Source organism: Murimonas intestini (assembly GCF_024622195.1).
GTDB lineage: Bacteria > Bacillota > Clostridia > Lachnospirales > Lachnospiraceae > Murimonas > Murimonas intestini.
Genome location: NZ_JANKBI010000014.1, coordinates 62,727 through 86,217 on the forward strand (window position 1 = coordinate 62,727; position 23,491 = coordinate 86,217).

General features: G+C 45.8%; 19 protein-coding genes. 3 read left to right on the forward strand and 16 right to left on the reverse strand.

The window, feature by feature from the left end:
• Positions 1 to 23: 23 nt before the first annotated feature.
• From NSB28_RS17755 to NSB28_RS17785, 7 genes are all read right to left on the reverse strand, one after another.
• Entirely contained in the window at positions 24 to 2,633 is a 2,610-nt protein-coding gene (locus NSB28_RS17755; RefSeq protein ID WP_109747977.1) for a GH116 family glycosyl-hydrolase, read from the reverse strand.
• Positions 2,634 to 2,799: 166 nt separating this feature from the next.
• Entirely contained in the window at positions 2,800 to 4,488 is a 1,689-nt protein-coding gene (locus tag NSB28_RS17760; RefSeq protein ID WP_109747976.1) for a hypothetical protein, read from the reverse strand.
• A 272-nt stretch (positions 4,489 to 4,760) separates the two neighbouring features.
• Positions 4,761 to 5,303, reverse strand: a complete 543-nt coding sequence (locus NSB28_RS17765) for a GNAT family N-acetyltransferase (RefSeq protein WP_109747975.1) — start codon at positions 5,301 to 5,303, stop codon at positions 4,761 to 4,763.
• A 131-nt stretch (positions 5,304 to 5,434) separates the two neighbouring features.
• On the reverse strand, positions 5,435 to 6,292 hold the full coding sequence (aroE, locus tag NSB28_RS17770; RefSeq protein ID WP_109747974.1) for a shikimate dehydrogenase: 858 nt from the start codon (positions 6,290 to 6,292) through the stop codon (positions 5,435 to 5,437).
• 73 nt (positions 6,293 to 6,365) lie between these two features.
• Positions 6,366 to 8,975, reverse strand: a complete 2,610-nt coding sequence (locus NSB28_RS17775) for a carbohydrate-binding domain-containing protein (protein WP_109747973.1) — start codon at positions 8,973 to 8,975, stop codon at positions 6,366 to 6,368.
• The gene (locus NSB28_RS17780; RefSeq protein WP_109747972.1) at positions 8,975 to 9,652 is read right to left on the reverse strand and encodes a DUF4956 domain-containing protein; all 678 of its coding nucleotides are present in this window, start codon (positions 9,650 to 9,652) and stop codon (positions 8,975 to 8,977) included. Before NSB28_RS17780 ends, NSB28_RS17775 begins: the two co-directional genes overlap by 1 nt.
• Entirely contained in the window at positions 9,645 to 10,388 is a 744-nt protein-coding gene (locus NSB28_RS17785) for a polyphosphate polymerase domain-containing protein (RefSeq protein ID WP_109747971.1), read from the reverse strand. Before NSB28_RS17785 ends, NSB28_RS17780 begins: the two co-directional genes overlap by 8 nt.
• Before the next feature lie 336 nt (positions 10,389 to 10,724).
• On the opposite strand from NSB28_RS17785, the gene NSB28_RS17790 reads away from it, so the two are divergent.
• Entirely contained in the window at positions 10,725 to 11,402 is a 678-nt protein-coding gene (locus NSB28_RS17790) for a response regulator transcription factor (protein WP_109747970.1), read from the forward strand.
• Positions 11,395 to 12,690 (forward strand): ATP-binding protein, encoded by a 1,296-nt coding sequence (locus NSB28_RS17795; protein WP_109747969.1) that lies wholly within the window; start codon positions 11,395 to 11,397, stop codon positions 12,688 to 12,690. The genes NSB28_RS17790 and NSB28_RS17795 overlap by 8 nt, the downstream gene beginning before the upstream one ends.
• Positions 12,691 to 12,825: 135 nt before the next feature.
• On the opposite strand, the gene NSB28_RS17800 is transcribed toward NSB28_RS17795, so the two are convergent.
• Positions 12,826 to 13,209 carry a lipocalin-like domain-containing protein gene (locus NSB28_RS17800; RefSeq protein WP_109747968.1) on the reverse strand — a complete coding sequence of 128 codons (384 nt, stop codon included), beginning with the start codon at positions 13,207 to 13,209 and terminating at the stop codon, positions 12,826 to 12,828.
• Between the two features lie 184 nt (positions 13,210 to 13,393).
• A complete protein-coding gene (locus tag NSB28_RS17805; protein WP_109747967.1) occupies positions 13,394 to 16,984 on the reverse strand; it encodes an InlB B-repeat-containing protein in 3,591 nt (1,196 codons plus the stop codon).
• Between the two features lie 273 nt (positions 16,985 to 17,257).
• On the opposite strand from NSB28_RS17805, the gene NSB28_RS17810 reads away from it, so the two are divergent.
• Complete coding sequence (locus NSB28_RS17810; RefSeq protein ID WP_109747966.1) at positions 17,258 to 17,797, forward strand: GNAT family N-acetyltransferase; 540 nt, start codon at positions 17,258 to 17,260, stop codon at positions 17,795 to 17,797.
• Between the two features lie 17 nt (positions 17,798 to 17,814).
• Here NSB28_RS17810 and cysK read toward each other — a convergent pair whose 3' ends face one another.
• From cysK to NSB28_RS17845, 7 genes are all read right to left on the reverse strand, one after another.
• Positions 17,815 to 18,747, reverse strand: coding sequence for a cysteine synthase A (gene cysK, locus NSB28_RS17815; protein WP_109747965.1), 933 nt, complete (start codon positions 18,745 to 18,747; stop codon positions 17,815 to 17,817).
• A 51-nt stretch (positions 18,748 to 18,798) separates the two neighbouring features.
• The gene (locus NSB28_RS17820; protein WP_109747964.1) at positions 18,799 to 20,100 is read right to left on the reverse strand and encodes an O-acetylhomoserine aminocarboxypropyltransferase/cysteine synthase family protein; all 1,302 of its coding nucleotides are present in this window, start codon (positions 20,098 to 20,100) and stop codon (positions 18,799 to 18,801) included.
• Between the two features lie 78 nt (positions 20,101 to 20,178).
• Positions 20,179 to 20,622, reverse strand: coding sequence for an RrF2 family transcriptional regulator (locus NSB28_RS17825; RefSeq protein WP_109747963.1), 444 nt, complete (start codon positions 20,620 to 20,622; stop codon positions 20,179 to 20,181).
• An 87-nt stretch (positions 20,623 to 20,709) separates the two neighbouring features.
• Positions 20,710 to 21,129, reverse strand: coding sequence for an RrF2 family transcriptional regulator (locus tag NSB28_RS17830; protein ID WP_109747962.1), 420 nt, complete (start codon positions 21,127 to 21,129; stop codon positions 20,710 to 20,712).
• Positions 21,126 to 21,686, reverse strand: a complete 561-nt coding sequence (locus NSB28_RS17835) for a DUF1700 domain-containing protein (protein ID WP_109747961.1) — start codon at positions 21,684 to 21,686, stop codon at positions 21,126 to 21,128. The genes NSB28_RS17830 and NSB28_RS17835 overlap by 4 nt, the downstream gene beginning before the upstream one ends.
• 141 nt (positions 21,687 to 21,827) lie before the next feature.
• A complete protein-coding gene (locus tag NSB28_RS17840; protein ID WP_109747960.1) occupies positions 21,828 to 22,172 on the reverse strand; it encodes a hypothetical protein in 345 nt (114 codons plus the stop codon).
• A gap of 19 nt (positions 22,173 to 22,191) precedes the next feature.
• Positions 22,192 to 23,487, reverse strand: coding sequence for a DNA polymerase Y family protein (locus tag NSB28_RS17845; RefSeq protein WP_109747959.1), 1,296 nt, complete (start codon positions 23,485 to 23,487; stop codon positions 22,192 to 22,194).
• Positions 23,488 to 23,491: the final 4 nt, after the last annotated feature.

A 23,491-nucleotide genomic window follows, 5' to 3' on the forward strand; every position in this document is an offset into this window, starting at 1 on the left:
TGCCAGACACTGCCCTGCCGCCGTTATTTATAGATGACTGTAATATCCCTGCCGCTGTCTAAATTCTGTATCTCATCAAACAGGACTGTATCTCCCTGTACACTGTACTGCACCGGCTTTTCTCCTGAGAGCACTTCTAAGATTCCTTCTGTATCTGTCACAAATTCACCGACCTCCAGCTTTCCATATAAAACATTTAATCTGGCTGTCTTATTTTCTTTTTGTATGGTTCCAAAGCCTGTGTCCACAGACCAGAAGAACTGATAATCACCTTCCTCGATGGGGTTAAAACCTATCCTGTGCCTGTACAGGTCATAAATAAAACCGCTGTATACCAGCAGCAGTGCATAGCTTGCCAGAGACCTTACATAATTGCTGCCGCACTCCATCTCGTTCCAGGGATTCCGCTTTTTGCCGTCATACCTGTTCCTGACGGCCCTCACACATTCCAGGCCTTCCTCCACAAGTCCATGCCTGATCATGTGGCTGGCTGCCTGGTATTCAAATCCATGCATAGTCTCTTCTGCATAAGGTACAGGAATCAGTGGTTTCTTCCTGTCCGCCGGATATGCACATATCATCGTACCCTGCTCATCATTAAATCCATAGATACGGCAGGGATTCACATGCTCTCTCATGTCAGGTATATAATTATATTTGTAGACTGCACCCAAAGCTGATCTCAGCTTGTCTGTCTGGAATATCTCTCCCATATTCAACAGGTCAGCATGCCACTGTCCCAGGGCCTGGTCGATGGAACACCCCTCCCCTATCTGATATTTCATCTCCTGATTCTCTTCATTCCAGTAGCTTTTCACCGCGTCCGCCCCATGGTCAGAGACACCGCCGTTATATTTTTCCAGAATCTTTTTATCTTTCAGATCTACATCCTGGAAGAAATATTCTCCGTTGAAGAGCTTCTCATTCAGGATCTTGCAGCCCTTTTGGAATATTTCCCTGTACTCATTCTCTGTATCTGTCTCCCCCATGATGCCTGCCAGATTTGCAGCTGCCAGAAGGCCTGCCAGATACACGCCGCTCAGCCATGAATTTGCTCCAAACAGTTCCATATCCAGAGTATGGTGCTGCCTTCCTTCCATTATGCCGTCCTTATCCTGGTCCCAGCCGTCTACATTGTCCGGATTCCAGGCAAACTCAACGCTGCGCTTTACCTCCGGCCATATTGAACTGAGCCACTCTTTATCACCTGAGATAAGGAATTCCCTGTATACCCTGATCACAGTTCCATATTGGCCATCTGCCGCGGGCCTGTGGTTTGTGGGGCCGCACCCGAGAGGCAGCTGTATCCTGAATCCCATCCCTCCGTCTTTCTGCATAGAATAAGTATATTCGTTGTACCGGGCGCTCCGCTCCAGCCTGGGAAACAGAAATGCCAGAGCATACGCATATGACCACACATGGGTACATGTACCTTCGCAGGATCCCATATGTGCATGCACGCCCTCAAATGCATAGAAGGAACCATCACTCAGCCTCAGACAGGAGGGGGACTTCAGCACAGCCACATTTGCCGTGACGGCATCCATGACCTCCGGCGGAAGTGTTGAATTATAAATCGCTTCTTTGTACAGCATTGTATCATCATAGAGCCTCTGGAAATTCTTTACTCCGTACACTGCACTTTCTTTGGAATCATTAAACAGGACAGCATAATAATTCTTCCACAGCTTACTCCTCCGCCTGTCAATCTCATCCTGTGAAAGCCCCCTGTGAGTAATTTCCCAGAAATTATTCATAAACGGATTAGACCAGGAAAGCACGAAATGGATGGAAACTGTCTCACCGGGACCTGCATCCACATGTGCGGCCAGAGTCGCAATATCAGATGTGTCATTCGAATCCGGGTTTATTCTCTGCTCACTGTAATCTCTGTCGGGCAGCTCACCCAGACGTGTAAATTCCTGCCAGAATACAGAGGAATTGTCAAACCACCGTCCTCTGAACCAGTATCTCTGGAAGCTTACATGGTTGCTGTCTGTGGCTATTGTAAGGTCTCCATACTCCGCAGTATTCCTGTCCCCTCTGTTTGACAGGTATATCATCTTCACGCCATCCTTTTCCTCATATGTATGGCATGTGTCTGTTCTGTTATAGTAATTATTGCATGACAGTGCGAGTGTATATTTCAGCCTTTTATCTGTCGTATTATGTATCTCGAACTGGAAAAATGCAGCCGGAATAGAGCTGTCATCCTCATTTGTAGGTATCAGAGGATTAAAGGCCGTCATTTTCACTTTTCCCGGAAATTTACCATGGCTGAAATCCAGTTCTGCAAAAGGGAATTCCCCATTAAATGTCACTTGTTCAAAATGCGGGAAACCAATCATAGTTCCCCTGTCCGGTCCAAATCCATACCCTGTATAGAGAGGGCGCTCTGTACATCCAATATGGTCTTTCTCCAGATCACCCTGCAGGATCCTGGCATCTGCCACACCATTCTCATCCTCTGCCTTTATGGCAAAATGAGTAAATTCCGCAGTAGAATTTTTGTTTGGCCTGTTTTTGATCTCCACATCAACAAGCCCGCCGTTTCCCCCCAGCCCAATGCAGCCTGTTCCGATTCCTCCCAGCGGAAAAGATATCTGCCTTGCATATTCCTTTACATACTCCATAACATACCTTCTTTCTTCATTTGCCCGGGACTGCGCCCATGATATTTTCTATTCTGATGATATTTATTATAAGGGCAGAAAAAGGCACCTGTAAATGTCCGATTCACAGGTGCCTTGCACTATTCTCGGCAAATAAATAGAGACGGCAAATGATGCCCTTCTGACCCTACTTTTTATCAACCGGCTGCCTGCACACTGCCAGCTGTACCTTTTCAGTAGTGCCAAACTTGTTTCTATAGCAGACTACAAACAAACTGTTTATATATCCTTCCTCTGCTTTACCATTCCATTTATACTGCACAATGGTTGTCTTACCGTCTCCGCTTTCAATCTCTGATTCTTTCTTCCCTTCACCTTCTTCATAGGTATTTTCCAGCATCTGGATAATCAAATCTTCATAATTCCTTAGATTATCGCCTCCCCGATTATCAAACACTATACCCGCTTCAAACAATTTATTATCCAGGAATGAGTAATACTCCATCCCCAGCATCCCTAAAAGCTCAACCCTTCTCACCTCTGAATATTGTACCGGGGTCTGCGCATCTTTATTGACAGGTTCACCAAAATCATCCGGCTCCCTCAGTTTGATTCCGAGCAAATCTTCAAGTTCTTCCGGCGTACATCCCCATTCTATTCCTCTGTAAGTATAAGAATCGTCTTTTTTCAGGTCAGTTATTCTTATTGCTGTGGAAGTAACATCAGGCTCTGGAATTTCTTCTATGGCATAATTACTTATCAAAAGTCTCATCTGGACAGTCTTATCGTCCTTATCTGAATATACATCAATACCAAAACTGTTTTGAATTCCGCTCTGCTTGGCTCCTTCCCATATATAGTTGCGCCTTTTCCTGAAAGAATCTGACTCCTTCCCTAAAGCCTCCAATTTCTTATCAGCTTTTCCATACATTTTTTCCAACTCACCTAACAGCTTTGTCTCCAGCTCTGTTATATCTAGTGTGCCGTCCTCTGTCCCAAATCCTATCACAACTTCCCGCAATCCGCCTCTCATAAAGTCATAAGTTTCTGCCCCCTTGAAGCCGAAATAGTTTACAATTCTGGCTCTGAAATATATTCCATTCCCATTTTCAGGATCATGTACCCCTATTCCCGGATTTTCAAATTTAATTCCTGTTTGTTCTTCCACCTGGGCCGGGGAGCTTCCCCACTCCAGATTATTAAACTTGTATATATCACCATCCTTAAATCCCGTAATATCCAGATCCTCAAGTTCATTCTCTGAAATTTCCGGTGCTGTTCTCTCAACCATTAGCCTGACATACTTCACGGCTGAACCTTCATCCATATCAGCCTGCAGATAAAGAGCGTCTCCCAAACCTTCTCCTGCTTCAGCCTTCCAGCAGCTTTTTCTGAATTTGACCATATTTTCCGATACGACCGGGTACAGGGCTTCCCTCTCCAGGGTGTATTCAGGATCACCGTACAGTTCTGTCAATCCACTGCTTATCCTTTGTTCGAATTCACCCAGGTCCTGAATTCCGTCCTCCGCAGCGAATATCACTTCCACGTTTTCCAGTCCGGCTGTATCAAATTTATAATACTCTGTACCTGTCATCTCAAACAGTTCCATTCCATCTTCATTCTGATATATCTTTGTGCCATAGCCTGAATTCATAACAGGCTGATCAAACTCCAGCCCCAGCTTTTCTTCCACGTCTTTCTTTTTATCCTGCCAGTCAAGGCCTCTGTAACTAAATGAATCTCCATTACTTAATTCTGCAAGTTCCAGCCCACCCTTTGATGCGAACCCCGGCAATATCACTGCCGCAAGCACAGCTGCCGCAAATAGATGCTCAACCTTTACTGCTCTTTTTCTAACTTTATTCTCCTTCATAACTTCTCCCTTCCCGCGTAATCCCCCGCGCCATCTTTTGTTAAAATTATAGGCCGGATTGCTGCATCTGAAATTCAATTCATCTACAATTTTCCGGCCCTGATTTCAAAATCAATATTTACAGTTTCCAATTCCCCCCTTTTCCAACCCAATCCAATTTTACTAATTTTTTAACATTGTTTTCACGATTTATTTATTAAATTATATCATACTCCTTATATTTTCTCAATATTCTTCAGTTTATATTAAATATTTTAAGATTGTTTTAAAGCTTAAATAAAATGCACATCACTCTTATCCCAATACTTACTATATGTCCTGTTTTCATCACCATCAAAGTTCAACTGATACATTCTGAAAGTGACAAGATAATTTTTAGGCTGCCACATTTCTTCATAGGAATACTTGTAGGTCATTCCTATTTTTTTCATGACTTCACCGCTTGCAGGATTATTTATGTCATGGGTTGCTGTTATATACATCATTTCTGTATTCTTTAAATATCCAGCCAATGCTTTACAAGCTTCTGCCATGATTCCCATATGCCAGAATTCTTTTCTGAGTCCATACCCCAGGTCATGGCTTTCATCACTGCTGACATTAACATACCCCACAGGAATATTATCCTCCTTAAAGCACACTGCATAATAATATCCCCAGGCATCATCATATTTTCTGAGATACTTTATGTTTAGAAATTCTGCTGCCTCTTCCGCACTTCTTACAGGGAACCAGGGCAGAAACTTATTTACCTCCTGGTCACTCTGAATCAGGTACATTGCCTCAGCATCATCTTGGGTAAATCTCCTTTTCATTTAAACAGCACAACTTTTATTCTGTATGCATAGCCGCGCATCCTTCTGAAAGACTTAATTCTACAGAAACTGAAGTTCCATATAGAAGCAAAAAGCGGCCGCCCATTCATACAGGACGTACCGCTCCACCATTATTCTTCACTAAATTCTGCTTCCAGAGTTTTGTACATCACATCCACCGGAGCTTCTCTGCCGGTCCAGAGCCTGAAATTCATCGCTCCCTGATTTACCAGCATTCCGATCCCGTTTACAGTCCTTGCACCATTGGCCCTGCTCTTCTGCAGGAACAGCGGGTCCACAGGATTAAAGACTACGTCACATACAGTCATTCCTTCATGAATAGTAGCATAATCTAAATCCGGACACATGTCAATATCTGGAAATAAACCTGCGCTTGTTCCGTTGATCAGGATATTTGTATCTGCCGGCACAGTCTTTTTCTCCGTCCATGGTATGTATTCTGCCGTGCACCCTGTCCTGGACGTGATGAGTTCTGCCAGAGCCACACCCCGTGTCTTATCCCTGTTAATGATCTTTATCTCTGATGCTCCTGCCAGTGCACATTCCACAGCTATAGCTTTGGCTGCTCCTCCGGCCCCCAGCATTGTGATATGCGTTCCTTTTACCGGAATGCCTTCATTCTCCAAGGCGATCATAAAACCTTTGCCGTCTGTATTTTCCCCAATAAGCTTTCCATCCTGGTTAATCACAGTATTGACAGCGCCTATGATTCCTGCTGCTTCTGTCAGCTCATCCAGATATGGTATCACCTGGACTTTATGCGGCATAGTTAAGTTTATTCCCCGCATATGAAAAGCGCGAACACCTCTGATCGCATCTTCCAGATCCTGTGGAAGAACTTTGATGGTAAGATACCGGAAATTCAGCCCCAATGCTGCAAATCCGGCTTCTTCCATCACCCCGGTCGGATTGCCGTCCACGGGATCCCCAATTACCCCTACCAATTCAGCCCTATAGTTTTTACTCATACTACACCTCCTTTTTTCTCAATATATCATACAGGGGCTGAAATTGACAAGGGATTTTTCTTTTACCTCACATCTATACTACGATTCCTCCAGATGTTTTCTCCATAACCTCTTCTGTCATGTTTTCTGTTGTATCTTCGGCTGGTTCGTCTGAGGTCCTGCCATCTGTTTTGTCTGATACGCTGCCGTCTGTCTCGTCTGATGCCTTACCGCCTGTCGTTTCTTTTACCGTGTCTTCTGTTATTTCACCTGTTGTTTTTTGTTTTGCTTTATCTTTCCCCCAGGCCCCGTTTCTTCCCTGGCCGGAACCGCCCATATTCCCGGCTGCCGTACTTCTGTTTGAAGTGGCCACGCCGTCAATTGTCACACTCAGCAGCTTCTCGCCTCCGCTGAATATGCCGCCTGATATATAGCCTTCATTTTCTTCGCCCTCTGCACTTGTACCGCTGTATATATCATATGTCTGCCCATCATTTAATTCCGGTGTACTGATTACTGCTGTCTGGTACTCTTTGCCTGGAGTAAAGCTAAATATTGTGTTCCCATTTTCATCTGTGAGGCTCAGAGTTGTGCCTGCCGCCTGTGTTTCATCAAAATAAACCAGCATGGAACTTTGTGTGGAGCTGTCAGAGAATCCCTGGGCCATTCCGGCGCTTCCTACTGCCACTACAGTACCGCCTGTTATGGCTCCTGCCCCATTATAGTCCAGAGCGCCGTCCGCTCCGCTGGTGGGTCCGCATACAAGAACCGTTCCTCCGTCCACATACAGATCTCCATTTGAGTCAAGTCCGTCTCCTGATGCATCCACATAGACTAATCCGTCAGTGATTCTGATGTAACATCCTTCTATGGCCTGGTTTCCTCCCATACCGCCTCCGAAACCTCCTGCCATGAAATCACTGCCTTCACCGCTGTCGCTGCCTCCTGCACTGTTCAAGCCATCATCAGACGATACCACGTGTATAGTGCCGCCGTTAATATCTATTGTAAAGCCTTCAAGTCCTTCATAGCTCTGGGATACCGTTATAGTCCCCCCGTCTATTCTGAGTGCTCCGTCAGCATGGATACCGTCATCTCCCGTAGCCAGATCAAGAGTTCCACTTAAAACTGTGACATCGCCGTTTGAATGCAGGGCGTCATCCGCAGAATCAACCTTGATTTCACCGCCTGTGACAATAACTGCAGTTCCTCCTTTTAATGCTTTCATACTGTCGGATTCTGTCTCCGTGCTGCCGGCCTGAGCGGAATCCGCAGCTTTTCCATCCTGATCCATTTCCAAAACATCTCCGCCAGATGGCATCTCCGGCATTTTTCCATCCTCGCCCGTCTCCGGTACCTCTCCATCGGACGGCATATCCGGCATTTCTCCATTACTGCCCATTTCTGGTGCATCTCCGTTAGACGGCATATCCGGCATTTCTCCATTACTGCCCATCTCTGGCGCATCTCCGTTAGACGGCATATCCGGCATTTCTCCATCCTCGGCCTTATCTGGTGCTTCTCCATTAGATGGCATATCCGGCATTTCTCCATCCCCGCCCATCTCTGGTGCCTCTCCGCCAAACGGCATGTCTGGCATCTCTCCGTCGGATGGCATCTCTGGAACTTCTCCGTCAGAAGGCATCTCTGGCATCCCGCCCTTTTCACTCCACTGTCCTCTGCCAAGCATGCCGTTCATCCGGCCGCCCATTCCGCCAAATCCCTCTGTTGTCTTTGCCACAGCCTGGGAACTTCCTCCTCCGGCCTCTATCTCAATATTTCCTCCGTTTACCTGAAGGATCGTTTCGGCCTGTACGCCGTCATTTCCGGATGTAATGTTTAATGTACCTCCGTCTAATACAACGTATCCTTTATCTGCTTCTTTATCATTATTTGACTTCATCCCGTCATTGCCCGCTGTGACAGTTATTGTGCCGTCTTTTACTGCAATACTGTCTTTCCCCTTGATTCCGTCTGCCACAGCCGTGACTTCAATAGTGCCGGAAACGATTTTCAAGTCATCCTTGCTCCTGATGCCATCCTGATAATTTCCGTTTACTGTAAGCTTTCCTTCGCCATTGATTGTAATATCGTCTTTACTGAAAAATGCTGCATCCGGCTCGTCTTCACCATCTTCCAGTTTATAATCCTCTCCATCAGCCAGCACGTTTTCAGTCCCCTCTACCAGAGTCAGTATTATTTTTTCACTTTTTTTCCCGTACAGGGCGCTTCCATCTGCACATGTTATGGAAAATCCATTCAGTACTATTCTGACTATGTCCTCTTTCCCCGCATCTACCCGGATCTGGCCATCTGACACCTCACCAGAAAATACATATGTCCCCGCAGCAGTAATTGTGATCACTCCGTCTTTTTCTTCCACACCCTTTCCGTCAATTGAGATATTATCTCCATCACAGGAAATCACCACAGCATCTTTTTCATCCCATGATGCATCCAGGTCCTCATCGTCATACTCTGCCTGTATGCCGGCGGCTGATATACCAGCCGTATCAGCCGGACTCTCTGAATCTTCTGAATCTGTATTGTCACCGGCAGCATCCTCCTCTGTCCGGGCAGTTTCCTGTGCATCTGCTGCTGTACTGTTCTCCAAACGCGCCTGCCTGCTGCATCCCGGCAGATACATGACTGTCATACATGCTGCAATCCCAAGCGCCGTCAGCTGTTTTCTTCTTATTTTCATTATAATTCCTCCCGTTCAGATGCTATCCTCCCGCATACAATGTTCAGATTGCCATTGCGGCAGCGTATATCATCCAGAAAAGCTTTTTCCAGTTTCTGATCCTTTAGCTGTACCTGATAATGAAGCTCATACAGGCTTCCCATATTTACTGTCTTTACTTTGATCAGTTCAGCTCCATCTGTATATTTTTCAAATACATCGTCAAAGATTCCTGAGTAATCAAGACTCTCAGGGATGGTTATCTTCAGGTCTTTTCCCTGGCCTCTCTCTTCCCCGAAGGGAATCGTCACAAACAGGATTGTTGCTGCCCCAACGATCAGCACAAGCAAAAATCCTATCCCCAGATAACCCATGCCTGCAGCCAGTCCCACAGCCATAGCAAGGAACAGGCTGCCTATCTCCCTTGAATTGCCGGGCACGGATCTGAACCTCACCAGGCTGAAAGCGCCCATAACTGCCACGCCAGTACCCAGGTTTCCATTTACCAGCATAATAACGGCCTCAACCACTACGGGGAGCATTGTCAATGTCAATATAAAGTTTTTGGTATATCTGTTTTTATACATATGTACTGCTGCTATCAGAATTCCAAGGACAAGTGCACCTCCCGTGCATAATATAAATTCTGTAAGTGTTACCCCTGTTGATGTATTTCCTGATATAATACTGTTAAGCACAATTGCTTCCTCCTTTTGCTGTTTTCTGTACCTGATCCCCAAAAACATCCTGAATTATTTCCTGCTTGTAAAATTCTCCATATTTTGAAAATGAAGTGGTAAATATTCCAGCCTCTCCTAAAATCCTGGCCATCCATACAGGAATGGCGCCTGCTGTCTTCACTTCCATCAATACCTGTCCATTTCCCAGTATATTTTCCCCATAAACTCCGTTCGTCAGATCAAGAGCTGTATTCCTGCCTCTGATATTAAAATCAAAAGTAACCCTGAGATTCGGGTCCATATTCCCAAACATTGCGATCCTGTCATAAGAAAGATATACCTTAGGCTCCAGCCCGTATTTGTCCAGAGTATAATTCACCTCTTTTATGACCTGTCCCTTTTTGCCTTCACGTTTTCCCTCATACAGATATGCTCTGGCATCAGACATCTTCATAGCTGCCCTTCTCTTATATACGATGCCGTAGTATTTTTTCTTCAGCTCAACAAATACAAGATCCTCCTCTTTAGGTATCCCATAGCTTCTCAGTCTGAGTTTTTCTTTATAGACAGGCTTTTCAAGGGATGTCCTGATCAGCAGATAATCCGGAGTGTCAAAATAAATATTGCATATGGTATGCTTTCCATACTGATCCATAGTCATCTTCCCTTCCAGCTCCTTTTTAAGCAGTTGGAACTGCCCCTCTTCCAGCAGGTATTTTTTCTCATATCTTTGAAATATTTCCTGTTCACTCATATTATGATCCTCCTCGCTGCCATCCGGCCCGTTCAGAGCCGGACTGTACTCCTCTTTATGGCGTTCCTCATTATCATACAGACATAACCTGAAATTACACTTAAAAGTTTTCAGTAAATATTTTCAGAGTAATTTCAGCTATCCACACTATACTAAAGCTAACAGAATATTTATCCACAGCCTCCTGTCACACTTGTGCAGAAGAGTAGTTGTACATAATTCTTTTATCTTATATAATTTAAAATGAAAATACTTATTCAGATATGCTGGACGCCTGGCTTATATGGCAGGACATAGATTAAAAAACGGAGATACTGATCAGAAAGCAGGGAAAAAATGAGGATATTAATTGTAGAAGACGAAGTGCGCCTGGCGGATGCACTCGGACAGATCATGGAAGAAGCAAAATATATGGCAGATGTAGTCTACAACGGCATTGACGGGCTGGCCTATGCCGTCAGCGGCATCTATGACGTAATCGTTCTGGATGTGATGCTGCCCGGAAAAAATGGATTTGATATTGTAAAAGAGCTTCGCGCCGCTAAGATCGCCACTCCCGTCATCATGCTGACCGCCAGAGACGATGTAAATGACAAGATCATGGGGCTGGACAAGGGTGCCGATGACTATATGACAAAGCCCTTTGTTCCCGAAGAGCTCCTGGCCAGGATACGCGCACTGTCCAGACGCCAGGGCGATGTAGTATTAGAAGAGCTCTCATTTGCCGATCTCACTTTGAATCTGTCAACCTGTGACCTCTGGTGCGGGGCAAAATCTATCCACCTTGGCTACAAAGAATTTGAAATATTAAAGATCCTGATGTCCTCCCCTGGAATCCTGATCTCAAAAGAAATACTTATCACGAAAGTATGGGGAAATGATTCTAACGCCGAGGATAACAATGTGGAGGCATATATATCTTTCCTGCGCAAGAAATTTTTCTATCTTGGATCATCAACTTCCATAGGTACGGTGCGGAAGATGGGATACCGGCTGGAGGCAGGCAATGATTAAAAAACTGCGGAGAAAATTCATAATCATCAATATGTCACTTATATTTATAGTTCTCATGGCTGTATTCTCCGTCCTCTGTTTTTCCAGTTACCAGAAATATGAAAATGACAATATGAATGCGCTCCGTCATTCGCTTGAGGACAACAGGCTCGGAACAAACGAGACTAAATTCGAATTTGGGAAGGACCGCATAGGCAGAGGAGAAAAATCTCCCTTTAATCTTGTTCCTGTTTTCGTAGTCACACTCAATGATGACAATACCATCGCATCGATCACAGGTGGGAACCAGTCAACAGTTACAGAAGACCTGGCCAGCGAGGCAGTGGCCGCTGCCCTTGAAACGGGGGAACGGCGCGGAAATTTAAAAAGCCTTTCACTCCGATTTCTGATAGATAATACATCAGATTTCACCAGAATCGCTTTCGCAGACACCACCCACGAATCCAGTTCTATGAGAAGCCTGATCCTGACATCACTGCTTATACTTGCAGGCAGCATGGCCGCTTTCTTTATCATCAGCCTGTTCCTGGCTAAATGGGCCCTGACGCCTGTAGAACGGGCCTGGGACCAGCAGAATCAGTTCATAGCAGACGCGTCACATGAATTAAAGACACCCCTGACTGTCATACTTGCAAATTTAAAAATCCTCCTCTCACACAAGGAGGAAACGATATCAAATCAATTCCGCTGGATTGAAAATACACATACTGAGGCATCCCGTATGAAGAAACTGGTAGAAAACCTGCTGTTCCTGGCGCGTTCAGAATCAAATACCGTCCCTGCAGCCGTTAATACCTTCAATCTGAGTGATGCAGTGTGGAGCTGTCTTCTCCCCTTCGAATCAGTTGCCTTTGAGCAGGGAGTGACATTGAATGAATCTGTAACGCCCGGACTTTCCATGCTGGGAGACGAGGGGCAGATCAAACAGCTGACAGCCATTCTTCTTGACAATGCCTGCAAATACGCCGGAAAGGAGAAAAAGGTCACAGTGATATTAGAGCAGGTTCAGGAGAAAGCATGTCTGTCTGTTAATAATACAGGAGACGCCATACCCCCCGGTGAACTCTCACATTTGTTCGAACGTTTCTACCGCTCTGACAAATCGAGAGCCCGCACAGAGGGCGGCTACGGCCTGGGCCTCTCCATCGCCCAGACTATCGTTAAGAAACACAAAGGCAGGATCCATGCAGAAAGCAGTGCACAATCCGGCACTACCTTCATCGTCTGGCTTCCGCTAAATGCAGCTGACAGCCGTAAACAAAAAGAAATCAGACAGCTGAACTCTTAACCTGACCGATGTTCTATAGCGTATTTGAAAAACGGGGACACTGCAAAATGCAGTGTCCCCACTCTTTATTTTCGTTATATGTAACTGTTTGGTACCTTCACAGTCATATTCAAAAATCCATTTAAAATCGTCTGCTTATTTTGCGAAGATCAATCTAACTGTCTGATCTTCTTCTGTCATCTCAAAAACGAGCTGGTTATCTTCGATAGTAACAACCTGATCTTCACCATCAACTGTCAGAGTGTACTTATCTCCGTCTTCTTTCCATGTTCCCTGCTCTGTTTCACCATTGAAATCCACAGTAAATGTATTGTCTTCTTTCACATCCATTGTCATTTTGAAATTAGCGCCGGCTTCTCCAAGCTGTTCTGCAAATTTTTCCATGTCCATGCTGATTCCTGCAGACTCAATCGTCTTTCCTGTCCATGCACCTACGATTGCCGGCGTTTTCTTACATCCTGCAAGCGCAAATACCATAACCAGAAGCATCAAAACACTGATAATACTTTTTCTTTTCATTTTAACTCTCCTCCAGAAATTTAATTAACGGATTTATTATAATACAGTTCTTTACAAAAGGAAAGTCTTTTTATTAGTCCAAAGCAGATGTTCAAAGTTACTGGTTCCTGTTCACTCCGTAGCCCTCAACACCCTATGCAGTAATTCAGCCATCTGCCGAAAGGCAAATGGCTGAACTGTAATGCTATTTCTTACGCTTTCTTACAAAAATCACTCCAACTATCACTATACATACGAGTGCTACTGCGAGTATTACAATCCATATAATAATCTGTGTATTATCGCCTGTTTTAGGTACATTCGTAGGATTGCTGATCTGAGTAACACCCTGGATCGTTTTCAACAGTTTCGAATCTGTGAGCACATAGTCGGAACAATGTTCCTGTTCTATCTGTCCATAGCCGTCACTGCCTATTGTCACCTCCTGTACCAGAGTAAACCCTTCTTTTTCAGGATTGTAGTAATAATAATAGCAGAGAGCTCCTGCATGTGCCTGATCCAGAGGGAATCTTATAATAGCTTTGCCCGGCAGCTGTCCGTCATGGTTAAAATGTATAAATTCTACAAATTGCTTTCCAGCCAGACTTTTTGCCTTTTCATAGTTAGTTCCGCTGTTCAGGGAGGTTCCGAAATCATAATTCGTAACTCCTTCTACAGCCTGCATTGTTCCTTTCAGGAACGTAAATGATACACTACCATTATTAATTACAATATTCTGTTTCGCATTATCTGCAATCAGCTTATTCATATCATCTGCACTGATCACAGTCTGGCCTGAAGAAAGTGAAACAGTCTTAGTCTCCGGAAGAGCTTCTGTCTCCTTTTCCTTTATGGTAAAGTTGATCTTTATAGATGCTGTCGTACCATCAGCTGTCCACTGTGCTCCATCATAGACCTGCTTTTTGAGGTTTATCTGAAGTGTATAGTCTCCTTTGCCAAGATCAAGTGTACCCTTATATGGTCCATTCTGCCATGTTGCTGTATTATTTCCTGCTGTCCAGTCAGACGGCACATATCTCACATCGCCTTTGCCCGGAGCATTATTATCCATTCCTGCTCCCTTAACCTCAAAGGATGGCTTGTCGCCTACAGTAAATACTGAACCACTCTTGATGCCACTGACTGTACTGTTAGCCGGATCAGGCACTACTGGCACATGCTCCGGTGCCTTTGCCTCCCAAATGGCTGTAAATGTAATATTTCCAGCTATATTTGTCAATTCAGCGCCTGCATTATACGTGTTCTGCCCATCGCTCCAACCTTTAAATGTATAACCTGTCTTCTCCGGCACTTCTGCTGGAATTGTGTAGGAATTTCCTTCTTCCACGCTGGCTGCCTGCGGTACTACTCCGCCTGTCGCTCCCTGGCCGTCGAAGGTTATGTTGTAATATGTCTTCGGTATTTCCTGCCAGTCTGCTGTAAACGTGATATTTCCAGCTATATTTGTTATGTCAGTGCCTGCTTTGTAAATATTCTGGCCATCACTCCAGCCGTTGAATGTATAACCTGTCTTCTCCGGCACTTCTGTTGGAATTGTGTAGGAATTTCCTTCTTCAACGCTGGCTCCCTGAGGCACTACTCCTCCTGTGGCTCCCTGGCCGTCAAAGGTTATACTATAATAACCTTTCCACACTGCTGTTAACGTAATGTTTCCTTTTATATCTGTTATGTCAGTGCCTGCTGCATACACATTCTGGCCATCGCTCCAGCCTTTGAATGTATAACCTGTCTTCTCCGGCACTTCTGTTGGAATTGTGTAGGAATTTCCTTCTTCAACGCTGGCTCCCTGAGGCACTACTCCTCCTGTGGCTCCCTGGCCGTCAAAGGTTATACTATAATAACCTTTCCACACTGCTGTTAACGTAATGTTTCCTTTTATATCTGTTATGTCAGTGCCTGCTGCATACACATTCTGGCCATCGCTCCAGCCTTTGAATGTATAACCTGTTTTCTCCGGCACTTCTGCTGGAATTGTGTAGGAACTTTCTTCTTCAACACTGGCTCCCTGAGGCACTACTCCTCCTGTGGCTCCCTGACCGTCAAAGGTTATACTATAATAACCTTTCCACACTGCTGTTAATGTAATGTTTCCTTTTATATCTGTTATGTCAGTGCCTGCTGCATACACATTCTGGCCATCGCTCCAGCCTTTGAATATATACCCTGCTTTCTCCGGCACATCCGATGGAATTGTGTAGGGATTTCCTTCCTCTACGCTGTCGTTCCCCGGTACTCCTTCTGTTGCTCCCTGGCCATCAAAGGTTATGCTAAATTCCACAGGAACTGCTTTCCATGATGCCATCAAAGTTATATCACTTGTGATATTCTCGATTGTATCCCAGGTATTATAAAGCGTATCATTATAACTCCAGCCTTCAAATATATAGGAATCCCTCTCCGGAACTGGTATTGTCTCATCTAATGTTAAGCTGTCGCCTTCTCTGACTATAATTGGTTCCGGTACATTTCTTCCTGTTTGACCATTTCCTTCAAAAGTAACCTTCCATGTTTTAGTCCAGTCTGCATACAGAGTCACATCTGTACTGACAGTCACTGGAGCACCTGGGTTATAATAATTCCATTCATCATCCCGCCATCCATTAAAAGAATATCCTTCTAATTCTGGCGTTACATCAGGGATTGTAGTTGTATATACGCCTTCTGCCAGTAATGCTTTAACCGCTTCTGGAACATTATATGTGGCTCCATTTCCATCAAATGTTATAGTATGAAAATCCGGCAGTCCATTGCCCAGCGGACTACCTACATTAGATGGCTCTGTCTGCGGCTCCCAGCCGTTCTCTGTGCCAGGCTCCGTACTTCCTGTTCCGCCATCTGGCTCTGTCTGCGGCTCTGTGCCAAGCTCCGTACTCCCTGTTCCATCATCACCTGTCTGAGGTTCTGTGACTGGCTCAGTAGTTCCGGTATCCTCTGTACCGGCAGCGCCTGTGTCCTGCCACTGTGCATACAGTACCAGGCCGCCTTCATTCAATGTCACTTCACTGCCTGCTGCATAGTTTTCACCAGTCCCGTCCCAGGAAGTATTCCAGCCGGTAAATTCTATATTTTCCGGTGTCTGAAATTCTGCTGCGCCTGCAATCTCTTCAAAACCGCTGACCTTATACTTCTCTCCTGTTATTGCGAGAATAGAATGCGATGCCTCTGTTCCATCATTCGAAATAGAATAAGTGACATTCGACTCTTTACCCCACGCAGGTTCAAGATCAATAGTTCCCCCCTGATTTTCGCGGAACAGTTCTGCCGGGATATCCCACGCATTCCTGATGACCTTAACATTTTCTTCGCCTGCTTCTGGATTTTGCTTCTTTACCTTCCAGCCTGCTGCTACGTTACCTTCATTCGTAATTCCTGATTCTTCCAGAACTGTCTTTACTTTCTCAAGAGAAATTTCCGAGCCCTTAAGAGCTGCTTCCAGGTCTTCATCCACTCCGTCCCATACAAAAGAGTAAGCCTGCTCTATTGTCTTGCCTGTTTCTTCTGAAGTTACATCTGTTGGTATTTCCTGGCCTTCACCGCCTTCCGACAGCTCACCTCCCTCAACGGGTTCTCCGGTATCCTCCTGGGTTCCTTCCTGGCCGGTGCCTGCATCTTCTTTTCCATCAGTCAGGTGGTAGACAATCCTTCCGCTGTACGTTGTGCCTCCACCATCCCCCGATGCTTCTGCTGTCAATGTGCCTGCATTCCCAAATACTGTCCCGACCAGAAACAGCATCGCCAGAACACAGGACATCAGACGTTTTACTGATTTTTTCATAGTTGCGCCTCCTCCTTATATTTGTGCAAATTCGCCTAGTTGATTAATTATATTATACTCCATATTTCAATGGCTGTCCATGAACTTCAGGAAACCATAAGAATTTACAAAAAACCTTTACAAAAAAATAGTAATAAAAACTTAATGATTATCTTCGGCAGGCTGATTGACAAACGTATTTTTACCATGTATCATTCTGAAGTAAATGAGCGTTACTGATCACTGATCGGACAGTAACAGATAAGCCTTTCAGGCAGAATGGAGAGAAATATTATGAGCAGACTGACACTAGCCGGATTAAAAGATTTTGATGAGATCTACGAATTGATGGAGACGTCTTTTCCTGACATAGAACACAGAACTAAAAAAGACCAGAGAGATTTATTTAAGGACAACGCTTATCAGGTATGGATCGTCAGGCAGGACAATGGAACTCTGGGCGGATTTCTGAGCACATGGGACTTCGGAGACTTCCGTTTTGCGGAACATTTCGCTGTAAATCCGGCACTCAGGGGACACGGGCTTGGAAAAGAAATGCTGGCGGACTGGCTGGATTCCTCCTGTCTTCCCGCTGTCCTGGAAGTAGAGCTTCCTGAAAATGAGATTGCAAAACGAAGGATAGGCTTCTATGAAAGGCTGGGGTTCCGGCTTAATACATTTGCCTATCTGCAGCCGCCCATGCAAAAAGGGAAGGATAACCTTCCCCTTTATATCATGAGTTATCCTGCCGCCCTTACAGCGGAAGATTTCCTGCCCTGGAAAAAAATTCTTTATACCAGGGTCTATAAAACAGACACCTTTTCAGGCTGCTGAGCAGACATCCCTCTCTCTCAGTCCTCAAACAGCTCTGTAGAAAGATAACGCTCTCCTGTGTCCGGCAGGAGAGCCACGATAAGCTTTCCTTCGTTTTCAGGCCGTTTTGCAAGCTCCATGGCAGCCCACAGTGATGCTCCTGAAGAGATCCCCACAAGTATGCCCTCTTCATGTGCGATCAGCCTGGCTGTCTGTATTGCCGCATCATTTTCTACCGTTACCACCTCATCATATACTTTTGTGTCCAGCACATCCGGCACAAAGCCTGCACCGATACCCTGGATCTTATGAGGTCCGGCCGTTCCCTTTGTCAGGACCGGTGACGCAGCAGGCTCTACCGCCACTACTTTTACTTCCGGATTCTTTTCCTTGAGATAGTGTCCTGTACCTGTGATTGTCCCTCCTGTTCCGATGCCTGCCACAAAAATATCTACCTTTCCATCCGTATCGTTCCAGATCTCCGGTCCTGTAGTCCTCTCATGAACCGCAGGGTTTGCAGGATTCTCAAACTGACCTGCTAAAAATGAATCCGGGATTTCCCCTGCCAGCTCTTCAGCCTTGGCTATGGCCCCCTTCATCCCCTTGCTGCCCTCTGTGAGCACGATCTCTGCCCCATATCCCTTCAGAAGCTTTCTTCTCTCTATACTCATAGTTTCCGGCATCACAAACACTGCTTTGTATCCCCTGGCAGCCGCTATACTTGCCAGCCCTATACCCGTATTTCCGCTTGTCGGCTCAATGATCGTTGCTCCCGGTTTAATCAGGCCCTGTTTTTCCGCATTTTCAATCATAGACTTTCCAACACGGTCCTTCACGCTGCCCGCAGGATTAAAATATTCCAGCTTTACGGCTACTCTGCCCTTCAGCCCTTCCTTTTTTTCCAGTTTCTTCATTTCTACAAGAGGTGTTCCCCCTATAAGTTCTGTAATATTTTCATATATCCTTGCCATTTTATGTCTCCTATCTTTTTTATTATTACTTTTATTTTTGCAGCTGCGTTGTTACTGTATAACACTGATTTTATTGAATGCCTGGTCCAGGTCATAGATAATATCATCTATATGCTCTGTCCCTATGGAAAGCCTGATCGTATTCGGTTTAATGCCTGAATCCAGCAGCTCTTCTTCTGTCATCTGTGAATGTGTTGTACTGGCCGGATGGATCACAAGGGATTTTACGTCTGCAACATTTGCCAGAAGTGAGAATATTTCCAGGTGATCAATGAATTCCTGGGCTTCTTTTGCACCTCCCTTGATCTCAAATGTGAAGATGGATGCCCCTCCTTTTGGAAAGTAACGTTTATACAGCTCATTATATGGGCTGTCCGGGAGAGACGGATGGTTTACCTTCTCCACCTGAGGATGATTATTCAGGTACTCCACCACCTTCAGTGTATTTTCCACATGACGCTCCACACGAAGTGAAAGTGTTTCAAGTCCCTGAAGGAAAATAAAGGCGTGGATCGGGGAAAGGGTTGCTCCCATATCCCTGAGCAGGATCGCCCTGATCTTTGTCACAAAGGCAGCCGGTCCTGCCACTTTTGTAAAGCTTGCCCCATGATAACTGGGATTTGGCTCTGTCAGTGACGGGAACTTTCCTGATGCTTCCCAGTCAAATTTTCCGCCGTCTATTATAACTCCACCGATGGTGGTTCCGTGCCCTCCGATAAACTTAGTTGCCGAGTGGACTACAATGTCAGCGCCGTGCTCTAAGGGACGGAGAAGGTAGGGTGTGGCAAATGTGCTGTCAACTACAAGAGGGATCTTGTGGCTGTGTGCGATCCGGGCTGTTTTTTCTATATCTATCAGGCTGGCATTGGGATTTCCTATACTTTCAATAAAAATTGCCTTTGTATTTTCCCGGATTGCCTTTTCAAAGCTGCCCTCCTCGTCCGGATCCACAAATGTAGCGGAGATACCATATTCAGGAAGTGTATGGGCCAGGAGATTGTAGCTGCCCCCGTAAATTGTCTTGGCTGCGACAATGTGGTCGCCTGCCTGGGCCAGATTCTGGAACGTATACGTAACTGCTGCCGCCCCGGATGCCACTGCAAGCGCCGCCACACCGCCTTCCAGAGCAGCGATCCTCTTCTCGAAGATATCCTGGGTAGTATTTGTCAGCCTCCCGTAAATATTCCCTGCATCCGACAGATTAAATCTGGCTGCCGCGTGCTCGCAGTTCCTGAAAACATAAGAGGTAGTCTGGTAAATAGGCACTGCCCGTGCGTCGGATACCACATCCGGCTCTTCCTGGCCTACATGTAACTGAAGTGTCTCAAATTTTAACTGTCTTTCTTCTTTCATAATAGTATCTCCTCTTCTCATTTATATATTTAATTATTAGTTACCATAGTTATTTAGTAGGAATTAATCCTAAAAAAATTAAATATAATACATGTTCCCTTCCTGCATATTCAGCCGCCGGTAATTTTCAACCAGCTCCGCCAGTGTTCTCTCCTCCAGAAATTGATTTACAGAATCATTAATTCTGTCCCAGACCATTTCATTAAGAGTCTTTCTCAGATTGTCATCTGCCTTTTCTGATTCCGGCTCATCCACTATTGAAAACCTGCCTTCCAAGGCAGTCAGGATATCCCCCAGGCATATCTCTTCAGGCCTTTTTGATAACATATAGCCTCCCTGTGCACCCTTGACGCTTTTTACAATTCCGGCCTTCCTCAGCGTGGCAAATACTTGTTCCAGATAGTTCAGGGAAATTTTCTGCCTCTGTGCCACGCTTACAAGTGAGACTGTGGTATTGTCGCCATTAGCCGCCAGATCAACCAGTGCCCTCAGGCCATATCTCCCTTTTGTAGATATTTTCATGCAGCCCCTCCTTTTTTCCTACCATTTATATATGTTTTATATGTTTTCTTTTATACACCTATTTTTACTGTATGTCAACTCTTTTTTTTACTTCTCTCCTGCTCTGGCAGCCAGCTCTTCCACGGTTACGCTCTCTGCCACACTCTTGATCCGTTCCCACAGCTCGCCCCAGGTCCCTCTTGTAGGACATTTTTCACACTCTATGCCGCAGTCAGTGGAATACACCAGACACTTGACAGGGGCAAGATTTCCTTCCACCGCCCTCAGTACTTCAAGGACTGTGATATCCCCGGCCTCCTTTGCAAGACAATATCCGCCATACGCTCCGCGTGTACTGCTTATTAGTCCCGCCTTCTTCAGCATCCCGGCTATCCTTTCCAGATACTTTTCCGACAGCTGCCTTCTCTGCGCAATATCCTTAAGACTGGCCAGCCTGTCCGGTTCCGAATGCATGGCCAGGTCCACAATGATCTCAAGCGCATATGTTCCTTTTGTAGAAATCTTCATCGTCTGCCTCCTCTGCGCACCAGAGATACGATGAACACGATAAGAAGAATCGGGAAAAAGAACCTGAGTACAAATGCCATAATAGATCCCAGGATCGAGAACAGCGCCACAACTATAACAATAATTACGGCTATGGCCAGCCATTTTCCAATACCGGAACCTGAGCCTCCGCCCTGGCTCTGGCCTGCATCCTGATTCTGCCATCCGCCCCAGTTTCCCGGGCCGAATCCTCCATGGCCTCCAAAACCGCCCTGGCTGCCGAATCCGCCCTGATTCCCATATGATCCCTGGTCATTATAGCCGTTCTGCCCGTTCCCATACTGAGAATAGCCAGATGTACCTGCATTTTCCCTGGCTTCCCTGGCAGTCTCCAGAATGCTTTTGGCAATAAGCAGCGGGCTGCCCAGGCTGGCTGTCATCTCATCCTCTGTCTTCCCTGCGCTGACACCTTCTCTTATATATTCATCATAGTAACGAATATGCTCCTGCACCTGGGCGGGACTCAATTCCCCCTCCAGACGTGCCTGCAGCTCTTTTAGAAATTCCTGTCTTCTCATACTGCCTGATTCCTTTCACAATCCGGATACCCGGGACTTAATAGTTACACTCAATTACTGTTTCCTGCATTTATTTTACCTTACTTACTATGATGTTTCAAATAAAATTTTTCTATACTAAATTCGGTAATTATAAACTGGTTACTGTTCACATGCCACTGTCCCGGGCGGGGTACTGATTACCATGGACCATTTCTGCTCCTGAGGCCAGAACATCAGCTTTACATCCTTCTGCCTGCCGCCGTCCACTATCCTGCATGCATACTCCACGGACGGCAGTCCGCAGTACCGTTTCTGCTCCTGATACAAAACCTGTATCTCAGAGACTGTATGGATCTGTTCCTGGTCGTCCTGGAACTTGATCAGCCTGGGCATCCCTTTCCCATCTCTTGTGAACCAGCAGTCGCAGCACACAGGGATCTGCATTCCCCTCACGTTCCCCGCATCTGCCTCCTCCATATTCGTCCCAATCCCAAATGCCATCATCTTCACCCCATTTCATGATTTACAGAATCTGCACCTTGTCATAATCTACATGCCTGCGTTCCCTGGATATGCCTCCTGACATATGATCAATATTATTTTCATTCAAAGACTTTGGCCCGCTGCCCGTATGAACAAAGGCCGCCCGCTTAATTGCATCGATCCCGAATTTTCTGCGGACATCATCTACCGCCATATCCATTTTCTCTAATTTTTCATAATCTGTGCCGTCAAACAGGATCAGCTGGCGGGAACACTCTGCTTCCCTGATCCTTCCCGCCCACAGGCCCAGGTGCCTGACAGGTCTGCCATCCCACAGCTCATCAAACAGCTGCACTGCCGCTCTGTGTATCTCCTGTGTAATATTCGTAGCGCTTTGCAGCACCCTCTGATGCCCAGTATAGTGAAACTCAAAATCCTTGATCCCCACAGCTGCCATCTCCGCTTTCACCCCGTCCTTCCTCATCCTGGACGCCACTGTCTCCGCCAGGGCCAGCAGGACCATTTTGGCTGTTCCCGGGTCTGTCACATCAAACGCTATGGTTGTGCTGTTTCCATAGCTCTTATTTGCAGGAGGATCTTTTTCGACTACAGATACATCCCTTCCGTTTGCAAAATTCCATATCACTTCCCCGTGCTTTTTCAGGTGGGCCCTCAGGATGTCCGGGGATGTCTGCGCAAGATCTCCGATGGTGTGGATTCCCATATTGTATAATTTTCTGGAGGTGGCCCTCCCCACAAAAAACAGATCCTCCACAGGCAGGGGCCACATCTTATCATATATTTCTTCCCTGAACAATGTATGGACCTGGTCCGGCTTCTTAAAATCTGAAGCCATCTTGGCCAGCAGCTTATTCTGTGAAACTCCGATATTCACTGTAAATCCCAGCTCCTGCCTGACCTGGTTTCTCAGACGTTCCGCCGCGGATACAGGGTCCCCCCACAGTCCTGCCGTTCCGGTCATATCAGCAAAAGCCTCATCGACACTGTACTGTTCCACATCTGGTGTATATTCCTTCAGCAATTCTATAAATGCTTTTGAAGTCTTATCGTATAATTCGTAGTTCGGGGGCACGATCACAAGCTCCGGACACTTCTGCAGAGCCTCCGGTATAGACTCCCCTGTCCTGACCCCGTACTTTTTGGCCGGGATGGACTTCGCCAGTATGATTCCGTGACGCATAGAAATATCTCCGCCCACTGCCGACGGGACCGTGCGCAGGTCCAGCCTTGCACCCCTGTGCCCCAGACGATGAACCGCCTCCCAACTGAGGAAGGCGGAATTAACATCAATATGAAATATCGTTTTATCAAACATATGT

What these genes read in the sequence shown, in the direction of transcription:
- NSB28_RS17755 (WP_109747977.1), bottom strand. Translation starts at nt 2,633, where the DNA reads ATGGAGTATGTAAAGGAATATGCAAGGCAGATATCTTTTCCGCTGGGA.
- NSB28_RS17760 (WP_109747976.1), bottom strand. Translation starts at nt 4,488, where the DNA reads ATGAAGGAGAATAAAGTTAGAAAAAGAGCAGTAAAGGTTGAGCATCTA.
- NSB28_RS17765 (WP_109747975.1), bottom strand. Translation starts at nt 5,303, where the DNA reads ATGAAAAGGAGATTTACCCAAGATGATGCTGAGGCAATGTACCTGATT.
- aroE (WP_109747974.1), bottom strand. Translation starts at nt 6,292, where the DNA reads ATGAGTAAAAACTATAGGGCTGAATTGGTAGGGGTAATTGGGGATCCC.
- NSB28_RS17775 (WP_109747973.1), bottom strand. Translation starts at nt 8,975, where the DNA reads ATGAAAATAAGAAGAAAACAGCTGACGGCGCTTGGGATTGCAGCATGT.
- NSB28_RS17785 (WP_109747971.1), bottom strand. Translation starts at nt 10,388, where the DNA reads ATGAGTGAACAGGAAATATTTCAAAGATATGAGAAAAAATACCTGCTG.
- NSB28_RS17790 (WP_109747970.1), top strand. Translation starts at nt 10,725, where the DNA reads ATGAGGATATTAATTGTAGAAGACGAAGTGCGCCTGGCGGATGCACTC.
- NSB28_RS17795 (WP_109747969.1), top strand. Translation starts at nt 11,395, where the DNA reads ATGATTAAAAAACTGCGGAGAAAATTCATAATCATCAATATGTCACTT.
- NSB28_RS17800 (WP_109747968.1), bottom strand. Translation starts at nt 13,209, where the DNA reads ATGAAAAGAAAAAGTATTATCAGTGTTTTGATGCTTCTGGTTATGGTA.
- NSB28_RS17805 (WP_109747967.1), bottom strand. Translation starts at nt 16,984, where the DNA reads ATGAAAAAATCAGTAAAACGTCTGATGTCCTGTGTTCTGGCGATGCTG.
- NSB28_RS17810 (WP_109747966.1), top strand. Translation starts at nt 17,258, where the DNA reads ATGAGCAGACTGACACTAGCCGGATTAAAAGATTTTGATGAGATCTAC.
- cysK (WP_109747965.1), bottom strand. Translation starts at nt 18,747, where the DNA reads ATGGCAAGGATATATGAAAATATTACAGAACTTATAGGGGGAACACCT.
- NSB28_RS17820 (WP_109747964.1), bottom strand. Translation starts at nt 20,100, where the DNA reads ATGAAAGAAGAAAGACAGTTAAAATTTGAGACACTTCAGTTACATGTA.
- NSB28_RS17825 (WP_109747963.1), bottom strand. Translation starts at nt 20,622, where the DNA reads ATGAAAATATCTACAAAAGGGAGATATGGCCTGAGGGCACTGGTTGAT.
- NSB28_RS17830 (WP_109747962.1), bottom strand. Translation starts at nt 21,129, where the DNA reads ATGAAGATTTCTACAAAAGGAACATATGCGCTTGAGATCATTGTGGAC.
- NSB28_RS17835 (WP_109747961.1), bottom strand. Translation starts at nt 21,686, where the DNA reads ATGAGAAGACAGGAATTTCTAAAAGAGCTGCAGGCACGTCTGGAGGGG.
- NSB28_RS17840 (WP_109747960.1), bottom strand. Translation starts at nt 22,172, where the DNA reads ATGATGGCATTTGGGATTGGGACGAATATGGAGGAGGCAGATGCGGGG.
- NSB28_RS17845 (WP_109747959.1), bottom strand. Translation starts at nt 23,487, where the DNA reads ATGTTTGATAAAACGATATTTCATATTGATGTTAATTCCGCCTTCCTC.